At 44.8% G+C, this 9,820-nt stretch carries 6 protein-coding genes and 1 pseudogene; 3 read left to right on the forward strand and 4 right to left on the reverse strand.

Features of this window, described 5'->3' with window-relative positions; translation table 11 throughout:
• Positions 1–264: 264 nt before the first annotated feature.
• The 4 genes and pseudogenes from manA to AB4154_RS00275 all read right to left on the reverse strand — a co-directional run.
• Positions 265–1,455 carry a mannose-6-phosphate isomerase, class I gene (manA, locus tag AB4154_RS00260; RefSeq protein ID WP_102321457.1) on the reverse strand — a complete coding sequence of 397 codons (1,191 nt, stop codon included), beginning with the start codon at positions 1,453–1,455 and terminating at the stop codon, positions 265–267.
• Position 1,456: 1 nt separating this feature from the next.
• Positions 1,457–2,605 (reverse strand): glycerate kinase, encoded by a 1,149-nt coding sequence (locus AB4154_RS00265; RefSeq protein WP_372121910.1) that lies wholly within the window; start codon positions 2,603–2,605, stop codon positions 1,457–1,459.
• A 63-nt stretch (positions 2,606–2,668) separates the two neighbouring features.
• Positions 2,669–5,308 carry a mannosylglycerate hydrolase gene (mngB, locus tag AB4154_RS00270; RefSeq protein ID WP_136974899.1) on the reverse strand — a complete coding sequence of 880 codons (2,640 nt, stop codon included), beginning with the start codon at positions 5,306–5,308 and terminating at the stop codon, positions 2,669–2,671.
• Between the two features lie 118 nt (positions 5,309–5,426).
• A pseudogene (locus AB4154_RS00275) lies at positions 5,427–5,924 on the reverse strand (fructose PTS transporter subunit IIA); the annotation flags it as partial.
• Between the two features lie 253 nt (positions 5,925–6,177).
• On the opposite strand from AB4154_RS00275, the gene AB4154_RS00280 reads away from it, so the two are divergent.
• From AB4154_RS00280 to AB4154_RS00290, 3 genes are all read left to right on the forward strand, one after another.
• Positions 6,178–6,918, forward strand: a complete 741-nt coding sequence (locus tag AB4154_RS00280) for a GntR family transcriptional regulator (RefSeq protein ID WP_241910602.1) — start codon at positions 6,178–6,180, stop codon at positions 6,916–6,918.
• Between the two features lie 239 nt (positions 6,919–7,157).
• Positions 7,158–8,783, forward strand: coding sequence for a PTS fructose transporter subunit IIC (locus AB4154_RS00285; protein WP_198594332.1), 1,626 nt, complete (start codon positions 7,158–7,160; stop codon positions 8,781–8,783).
• A gap of 183 nt (positions 8,784–8,966) precedes the next feature.
• A complete protein-coding gene (locus AB4154_RS00290; protein WP_102321452.1) occupies positions 8,967–9,692 on the forward strand; it encodes a GntR family transcriptional regulator in 726 nt (241 codons plus the stop codon).
• Positions 9,693–9,820 lie beyond the last annotated feature (128 nt).

Genomic DNA, 9,820 nt, shown 5'->3' on the forward strand with positions numbered 1-9,820 from the left:
CCTTTCCGCACAGAATCTCTGAGCCTTAAGAAGGTTCTGGGCATTTCTGAGTTACGAAATGGTGCGTGAGAAGTTTCTGGACAAAAGTGTGCTACGCGATTTGCTAATTTAGTGAGCAATGGATTAGTTTAAGTAAGTTAAATGAGATTTGTCTTAAAATAGACAAAAAGCACGTCGGGCAGCCAATTACTCAGTATTGTTTGCAGGAGCCGTTTAATTAGTAGTGTCTACTTTGGCCACATCAAGGTTCCAAGCATATGAAAATTAATTGAATGCTCGGGCTATCCTCCCATGCCCTTGATAATCGTATTTCACTGAGTTACTGCTAACGAATACTGATTCACCAGCTCTCAACACAACGTGATTATTTTGACTTGAAATTGCAACTTCACCTTCAATACAAAACAGTATTTCTGCGCTACGAACAAACTGTGCTTGGCTGGTAATCTCGACTGTCATTACTTCAAAGCAGAAGTCATCAACTGGGATCGGGTAGCTCACTTTATTACTCTCTTTATATATTGGTTTTAGCCGAATCTCCGCTGGTTCAATCGGTTCGAATGAGGTGTTATCTATTAACTCAGTTACATCAATGTGTTTTGGTGTGAGCCCTGCGCGCAAAACATTGTCTGAACTTGCCATTATCTCCAGACCAGTCCCCTGCACATATGCATGTGGGGTTTCGGCGTACAAAAACATTGCTTCGCCAGGTGCTAATTCAACAGTATTAAGCATTAGTGGAGAAAATAGGCCGATATCTCCAGGATAATGCCGCTTAAACTCAGCACTGTACTGCAGAGCCTCGCGCCCTATCATGGTTTTAGCCGGACGTCTGTGCGCCTCACCAAGTTCAGCCAGTGCCACCTTTTTACGTTCACCTTCAAGTGACATAATCGCAGCAAAGAACTCTTTTAGCGCTGCACTATCTGCGTGCTTTTCTAGCTCGGAAATTTCTTTCGCCAGACTTGGAATGTCGGCCTCTTTAAACAAAGTAATAATGTCTGCAATTGGGCGAAATCCATTCATCGCTTTATAAAAGGTTAAAGCGTAAACCAATTCAGGCTTATGGTTGGAATCTTTATAGTTTCTGTGCGCGGCATCTAGCGGAATCCCTCGTTGGTTTTCTCGCTCAAACCCTTGCTGCGCTTTATGTTTACTAGGGTGTACCTGAATAGAGAGTGGCATCTCTGCGGCAAGCACTTTGAATAAGAAAGGCAACTCCCCAAAACGTGCAGCGGTGTAGCCACCAAGAATATCTTGCTTGTTGTGCTCAATTACCTCAGCAAGAGGCTCTCCGGTACCATCGAGCCTAGAGCAGCCATTTGGGTGAGCACCCATCCAGATCTCTGCCTGTGGCTTGTGCTCTGGATTATTGATACCAAATAGGTTGTGAATGGAGTCTTTACTACCCCATGCATAGTTTTGGATGACGTTATCAAGCTTAAATAGAGACATACTACTTCTCTCCAAAAATCTGTGCGCCGACTTTCAAAGTAGCGGCAATATTGCGTGCAGTGCGAGTCAGATTATCGCCCGCCTCTGTCAGAACTTGTTCTAGTGGTTGTGGTGAACGAACCGTGCCAAAGGTGCTATCGACAACGTTGTAGAGTTCATCAATCTCTTTACCCAATGAGCCTGCAATTCCAATCACGGGAATACCTTGTAGCGTGGCTCGTTTAGCAATACCAAACGGGGTCTTGCCTTGCAGGGTTTGGTTATCCATCTGGCCTTCGCCAGTAATAACCAGATCCGTGCCCTGCAGCACTTGGTCTGCGTTTAAGGTGTCTAAAACCATCTCAATACCTTGCTTGATTTGGATATCAAATAGCAGTGATAAACCAAGAGATGCGCCACCAGCAGCGCCAAAGCCAAGTGTAGTTCGGTTATCTGTTCCAGTGAGATTGCTGCTGACCTCTCCAAAATGATTCAACGCGTCATCAAGCTGATCAATCAGTTCCGAGGAAGCCCCTTTTTGAGCACCAAAGATATAGCTAGCGCCGTTTTCACCAACTAATGGATTGTTGACATCACAAGCGATCACAAACTCGACCTGTTGGCATCGAGGATGGATATTGCTTAAGTCGATACGAGAAAGGTTAGAAAGAGCAGTACCACCCAAGGCAATCTCATTGCCTTGCTCGTCCAACAACTTGCCACCCAATGCTTGGACGATACCAGCCCCACCATCATTGGTGGCGCTGCCTCCAAGACCAAGCAGGACTTTATTTACACCTTTCTCAAGTGCCTCTTTGATCAACTCACCAGTACCATAGGTAGTTGCAAGGGCAGGATCGCGATCTTGTGGCGAAACTAGGTCTAATCCCGATGCTGAAGCTATCTCTATCAATGCCGTATTACCGTCATCAAGCAGTGCCCAATGTGCATCGACGGTCTCACCTTGTGGGTTCATCACTTGGGTAGTTTGCACAATGCCATCTAACCCTTGCATCAATACATCGACCGTTCCCTCACCGCCGTCGGCCAGCGGTAGATGCACATACTCCGCTTCTGGGAATACTTGTGCAAAACCGGCTTCAACGCTTTGGCATACCTGCTTGGCACTAAGAGACTCTTTAAATGAATCGGGGGCAATTACAATCTTCATCTCGGTTCACCAACTCCGCCCAGTTGGAATCAGAGCGGAGGTTTCTACGGTTAAAAACTAGGATTAAAACTTCACTTGGAATGATTTAGCCTGACACGCATTAAGTGCACCAAAGCTCTGGCTAGCGACTTCGGTATCACGTACTCGCTCATCCAAGCTGGTCTCTTGCCATGAAGTCACTGGTTGAGTGAAGGTAACACCATCTTCAATCTGTCCAGATTCAGCCGGGTTGTAGACACGTAGAATTAAGGCATCTTCATCTTCCGCTTTCTTCAGTACACTAAGAACAGCTCCTTTCTGCTCTTTGGCAAGAAGCGAGTAGGTTAACGGCTTGTCTTGCTCACCGACGTTTAGCTTCATTGCGTTGTACGGGATCTTGTTGTAACACTCGATTGGCGTTACATAGTCTCGTGCTTTAGCCATAACGTTGGCCGCGATATGGTTGCCAGCAAAACCAAGTAAGCTGAATTCACACACCAACTTGCCGCGAGTTTGCGAGTCTGGGGTCGGGATCTTGATACCTGAAGGACGTCCTGGACGCAGCAACAACTCTTCTTTACCTAGAACTCCTACCCCACGCAGTAGAGTTAGAGCAAAGGTATCGCGTTCTTCATTGCCTTGGCTTGATACGAATTCAAACTCACGCAGACCATTGGTCATCAATGCCAGTCCACCTGTCTGGTTTTCAACCGCAGCAAAGTTCATCAGCTGGTACACAGGCACTGGCGCTTCTTTCCAGCTTTCTTGCTCCCATACTTCCATTGCAGGGTCGTTAGTTGGTCGAGTGATAAGGCCAAACTGGTTATCTGCCACCACATTTTCAGAGACAAATGGCGTTGGGATAAGCACACGTACTCGATGATCGTCTGCTTGATTATCTAGCTCCATACGGACTTCAATGCGGCGTGAACCGGCTTTAAGTACCACTTGACAATCGACATCTACATAGCCGTTTTGTCCTGTGCGCTCTTCACGCTCTTGCAGATTAGCTGGTACATCCATTCGCAGTTTGATGCTAGCAACCGATTGGAATCCTTCATGTTTAATATCGGTTTCGACTTTAAACTCATCTGAGTAAAGCAGCCACTCTTTGCGAGATGGCGAATAGTCGTACTCATCGCCATCGTCTGAACCATCTTCAATTTTTAGCACTTGGTCGTATGTCATCTCGGTTTCTTTGTCCAAGATGGTTAGGGTGCCATTGTCGTTCACTTTGATGGTGTAGAACTCATTCTCTAGCAGGTAATCTTTCTGCTCGGCAATCTTCTGAGCACCTTGTTCATTGCCTTGAATATGCAAGGTAGCAAAGCCCATCGCAGGTACAGATTGTTTAATCTGAATATCGTACTCAATAAACGGGTCATAGTTACCGTAGTGGACAATCTGGCGGTCAATCTTGCCTGGGTCGATCACTCGCTGATCTTGGATGAAGTACTCAACTGAGTTGCCGTTATCATCGAAGATGTTGAACTGCTCTGCACGAATAGTGATGGTGGTGTTGATCACCTCTTCACGTTCGTATGGCGATAGGTTAAAGAAAGCTAGCTTGTCGCAGCCTTCACGCGCTGGCATGTGGTCAACAATTTTACGCTTGTAAAAGGTGATCAGATTGCTCGCCATATCGTCGGCTAGGATGTAACGGTTAAGGATCTCCGCATGCACCTTGTCTGAACAGCAGCAGCCAATAGAGTCATGGGCATGGTTCTTCATGCTCTCTTTCCACATTTTCTCAATCAAGCCATGGTGATATTCAAAACCTAGTGACCAAGCGATAGAAGCAAGAGGTTCTAGGATGTTGACGATCTTATTCTCTACCTGAGCGTGGATCAGCTTGATATCCATACGAGTTGACGAAATTGTACGGTGCACACGCATGTATTTGCCGTCGTTAAACTCGCCTTTTACTGTGTCTAATTGATCGCGTTCTTGCTTGATGCGGTCGAACACCTCTTCAAAGCGGCTCATCACAAACTCACGTTCTGGGTAAACCTCACGTAGCTTGTCCATCACCTCAAAGATGTCTTTTTGGATTGGCATCTGATCGTGACCATTCGGCAGCAGGATATCTTTGGTCACTGACGGTTTTTCTAACACCGGGAAGTATTTGTCTAGGCGAGCACGCAGCCCTTCTTCATCTTGAGGTAGGTACTTACCAATCGCATATCCAAGAGGCAGTACTTGTGCAGCTACTTCTGAACCATCATTAGATTGCCATAAGAACTCAGTTTTGTTGGTACCGTGACGCTCAGAGCAACCACGCCAGAACATCGCTGTATCGATATCAAATCCGTTATAGATCATCGGCAACTGTGAGCTCATTGAGAACGAGTCTGGCAAGTAACCAATTTTCATTGGCTCACCTAACTCTAGACAATCGCGTAGGCCGTACAACATGTTACGAACGATTGACTCACCACCAACCTGCATAGTGTCAGTTTGAGAGTACCAAGGGCCAACAATAAGTTTGCCCGCCTGAACTAGGTCACGTACACGCTCTTTATTTTCTGGCTTGATGGCAAAGTAGTCTTCAAGGACAGCGGTCTGACCATCAAGTACATAGTATTTGTATTCTGGATCGCTCTCCAGACGTTGCATGATCTCTTCCATGTTGTTCACCAGAAGAATACGAGACTCTTCAGTGGTGAAGTACCATTCGCGATCCCAGTGCATGTGTGGGGTAATATGAACGCGTGATTTAGTCATTGTTTTGTACCTGTAAAGACTGTGCTGTGCGACTTAAATGAGTAATGGATTTTGAGTAAACGCTGAGTTATCCAAATAACTTTGAAGCAATAGAACCAAACAACCCTTTCTTCTCTTCAACTACTGGTGCAGATTCTTCGGCTGCCTGTTCAATTTGTTCTTCCTCATCGCTAAGAAGTGCAAAAATTTGTTCTACAGTTGTCGCGCTAAGTACCGCTTCACGAACTTCATCATCAATCAAAGTACTTGTCAGCTCGGTCAGCAGTTGCATGTGTGTAGAGCCCGCTTCAGCATTAGGAATAGCAATTAGAAAGATCAGATTTACATCCTCTTCTTCATCAATGCCCTGCCATTTCAAATCTTGTTTTAGGGTTGCGACTGCAAATGCTGCTTCTTTCACTGCGTCGGTTTTGCCATGTGGAACAGCAAGGCCTTCGCCTAGCGCCGTTGCACCATGCTCTTCACGGGCAAACACAGCTTTTAAATACTCTTCTTTGTCGTGCAGTTTGCCTTGTTGGTCGAGTTGTTCAGCGAGTGCTTCAATTGCAGCGTCACGACTTTCGAACGTCGTTTGTAGATTAATCAGTGATGAGTTGGTAAGCGTTGTAAGGTTCATAGTTTTAGCCCCGTGTTCACGTTCTTTTGGGTTATCTGTTTATGTGACAACAATAATACCAATCAAATACAAATAAACCATGATACAGATCTCACAAATATCACGATATATATTAAATTGGAGTTAAGGGTCCATATTTGTATTCTTTATCATTATTTAACTGGGTAGAATTCGTATTATTCAAGTCAAAGGTCACACACTAAGACCTGTTAGAGTGGTTCTACAGGTTAATACGCAAGAGGTTAGCTAGGATATGACGACAAGATTACCCATGTACCGACAAATCGCTGATGCCATTAGAGATAAGATTAGCACCGGTATTTACAAGGTTGGTGAAGCACTACCGACAGAAGCACAACTCCGTGAAGAGTTCTCTGTCAGCCGCGTAACTATACGCCAAGCGCTTAAACTTCTAATCGAACAACAAGAGCTAGAAAGTATTCAAGGTAGTGGTACCTATGTAAAAGAGAGCAAAATAAACTACAACATCTACCAACAGAGCAGCTTTGCTGAGAAATGGGCTCATTTGCAGGGAGTAACACACAGCGATGTCTTATCTTTCGAGGTACAAGCCGCCTCATTAACGCTGGCCGAACACTTGGATATCAATGAAGGCGAGCGCATTTTCTACATCAAGAGAGTACGTTTCCTGGACGAGACCGCCATTACGGTTGAAGAGACTTGGATGCCAACGACTATGTTCCCAGACCTCAGTTACCAAGTGATGCAAGGGTCGAAATATGACTACATCGAAAAGCAAAAGAAGATGGTGATAGATAGAAGTGAGCAAGAAATCATGCCTGTCCTTCCACCAAGTGACGTGGCGACATTGCTTGGAGTCAATCCTACAGAACCTGTTATAGAAAAGCGTACTCGCGGATACCTAGAAAATGACACCATCTTCGAATATAGCCGAAACTATTTCACGACCAACAACTATAAATTTACCCTCACCTCTAAGCGCCAAAGGGCGAATACAAGCTATTCTATTTAAATAAGGGTTTTATTACTTAATGTCGCCTCGTAGCTATTTAGTATTATATTTCAATGGTATATAGTCATAGTGCATTTTTTGTATTACTTTGATACTTAGAACAATAAAAACAAATTAAATACAAATAATACAACTTGTGAGAATCATCACAGATGATTAAAACAAATTAAGTAAGGATATAATCATTGAGTGACCTATTTGTCGCTCAAATGACGAGAGACGACGCAAAGGAACATCAGATGAAAATCTTAGCGATTACAGCATGTACAGCCGGTGTAGCGCACACCTACATGGCGGCTAAAAATTTAGAAAAGAAAGCAGCCGCGCGCGGTTGGGAAATAAAGGTCGAGAAGCAAGGTGCGAATGGACTAGATGGAAAACTAACCGCACAAGATATCGCGCAGGCCGATGGCATTATCTACGCTGTTGACGTAGGCGTAATTGAAGCTGAGCGCTTCGAGGGGCTAACGTCTGTGCAAGGTAAGGTTAAAGATGGTATCAAAGCCGCTGATGAAATGCTTGATGCACTCGAAGAGAAGGTCAAAGCGGGTGGCTCAAATGCGAAAGCAGCCACGACGACCAACAAGTTTGCCGAGAAGGAAGAGAGCAACGACAATATGATCGTTAGTTTCTTGAAACTTTGGTACAAGGGCGCTCTTTCAGGCGTATCTCACATCATTCCTCTTGTTATAATCGGTGGTCTTTGTGTAGGTCTTCTAAATCTATTCTTCGGCTACGATTACACCCACCTTTATGATGAAGCGATACTGGTTGAATACACGGGCAAAACATACGCAGACCTTGGCATAATTAACGCCGCTGAAGGGTTAGCAAACAGTGAAATCGGTGCAATTAAGAAAGAAGTTTATGCAGCTATTGCACAGCCAGAAGCCAAAGCGCAGTTTGAGTCTTCGTTTCAAGGCATTATTCATTTCCTATACTACGGCACGTTAAAAGCATTTAACCCACTGTTAATCTGTGTGCTTGCAGCATTTACAGCTTACGGTATGGTCGGTAAACCTGGTCTAGCTCCTGGTTTCGTCGGTGGTTTCGTCGCTGTTGGTGGTGGATTCGGTAAGATCTCTATCATGACCGGCGGCTTCCTAGGTGGCTTAGTAGCCGGTGCAGCAGCAGCGTTATTTGTTATGCTTGTCCGCCAGATCAAAGTACCGAAAGTACTAGAGTCAGTGAAGATGATTATCATCACACCTCTACTAGCGGGTATCGCAACACTAATCTTTATGTATGCGGGCCCTGGTAAGTTCTTCGCGATGCTTAACAGTGGTTTGGTTGACTGGCTAACCTCAATGGGCACAAACAACCTACTGATTCTTGGTTTCATCCTCGGTGCTATGGCTTGTTTCGATATGGGCGGCCCGGTAAACAAAGCGGCTTACCTATTCTGTATCGGTGTTGGTACAAGTGGTGACTTCGCTGGTGATGCATCAATCTTTTACGCTGCCTTTACTGCTGCGAAATGTATCCCTGGTATGTCATTAGGCATTATGTCTGTCGTATTCAAACGTTTCTTCGATGAAGAAGATCGCTTGGCAGGCCCTTCAACCGCTATCTTAGGTTTCTGTGGTATCACTGAAGGTGCTATCCCTTACGCTGTAAAAGATCCAATGCGTATCATCCCTGCTCATATGATTGGTGGTGGTGTAGCGGCTGCATTAATTCTTTCTTCTAAGATTACTATTGGTACCGTAGCTGGCGGCGCAGTGTTCATGCTACCTGTCATCGGTAACCCTGTTGCTTGGCTGACTTACTTCGTCATCGGTATTGCAGTGTCAATGGCACTAACCATCGGATTAAAAGTAATAGGAAACCAAAAAGAAAAGAAGTTAGCTGAAACGAAAGCTTAACTCACCCTCACTTAGTATGCTCCAAAACTCCAAGCCTCCCCCGCTTGGAGTTTTTTTGTATTATCAGCTCACTCACTCAACAACCATTTCTTGTATTCAGTGCTTTAATTCGTATCATTAAGCCTCTAGAGGTGATCACAAGTCGTTGTCACCTATCTCTTTTGTATTGTTTTCGAGGTTTACATGGCAAGACTGCCCCTGTATCGCAAAATAGCTGACGCCATTCGAGAAAAAATCAGCAGTAAGATTTACAAGGTAGGTGAGGCGCTGCCAACAGAAGCTCAACTGTGCGAAGAGTTTTCTGCCAGCCGAGTAACCGTTCGTCAGGCGCTTAAACTTCTGATCGAAAATGAAGAGCTAGAGAGCATTCAGGGTAGTGGCACCTACGTTAAAGAGAATAAGGTTAACTACGATATCTACCAACAAAGTAGCTTTGCGGAAAAATGGGCTCATTTAGGTGGGATAACTCATAGCGATGTAATTGCCTTTGAAATTCAATCTGCCTCGTTAACACTAGCAGAGCACTTAGACATCAACGAAGGCGCTCGAATTTTTTACGTAAAACGCGTTCGTTTTGTCGATGACAACCCAATCACCGTTGAAGAGACATGGATGCCAGTCGACATGTTCCCGGATCTAACCTATCAAGTGATGCAAGGCTCGAAATACGATTATATCGAGAAGCAGAAAAAACTGGTGATAGATAGAAGTGAGCAGGAAATCGTGCCCATCCTCCCGGCTAACGATGTTGCTGAGTTGCTAGGCATCAGTCCTGCCGACCCGATCATTGAGAAGCGCACTCGCAGCTACCTACACGATGACACTGTATTCGAATATAGTCGCAACTACTTTAAATCCAGTGACTATAAGTTCACTCTAGTCGCAAAAAGACGGAAATCTCCCCGTTAACCTGTGGACGTTTTGAGTAAACTTGTAGAATGTTCGAATCGACTATTCAGATTACTATTTATAGGACAAACTTTCTTTAACAAGATAGCTATGAGTAAAAACACTAACGTGATGTATGGAATCCACTC

Source organism: Vibrio sp. 10N.286.51.B11 (genome assembly GCF_041469245.1).
In the GTDB taxonomy this organism is placed as follows: Bacteria; Pseudomonadota; Gammaproteobacteria; order Enterobacterales; family Vibrionaceae; genus Vibrio; species Vibrio crassostreae_C.

Excerpts from the sequence above, each read along its gene's own strand:
- AB4154_RS00280 (WP_241910602.1), top strand. The coding sequence starts at position 6,178 with ATGACGACAAGATTACCCATGTACCGACAAATCGCTGATGCCATTAGA.
- mngB (WP_136974899.1), bottom strand. The coding sequence starts at position 5,308 with ATGACTAAATCACGCGTTCATATTACCCCACACATGCACTGGGATCGC.
- manA (WP_102321457.1), bottom strand. The coding sequence starts at position 1,455 with ATGTCTCTATTTAAGCTTGATAACGTCATCCAAAACTATGCATGGGGT.
- AB4154_RS00290 (WP_102321452.1), top strand. The coding sequence starts at position 8,967 with ATGGCAAGACTGCCCCTGTATCGCAAAATAGCTGACGCCATTCGAGAA.
- AB4154_RS00285 (WP_198594332.1), top strand. The coding sequence starts at position 7,158 with ATGAAAATCTTAGCGATTACAGCATGTACAGCCGGTGTAGCGCACACC.
- AB4154_RS00265 (WP_372121910.1), bottom strand. The coding sequence starts at position 2,605 with ATGAAGATTGTAATTGCCCCCGATTCATTTAAAGAGTCTCTTAGTGCC.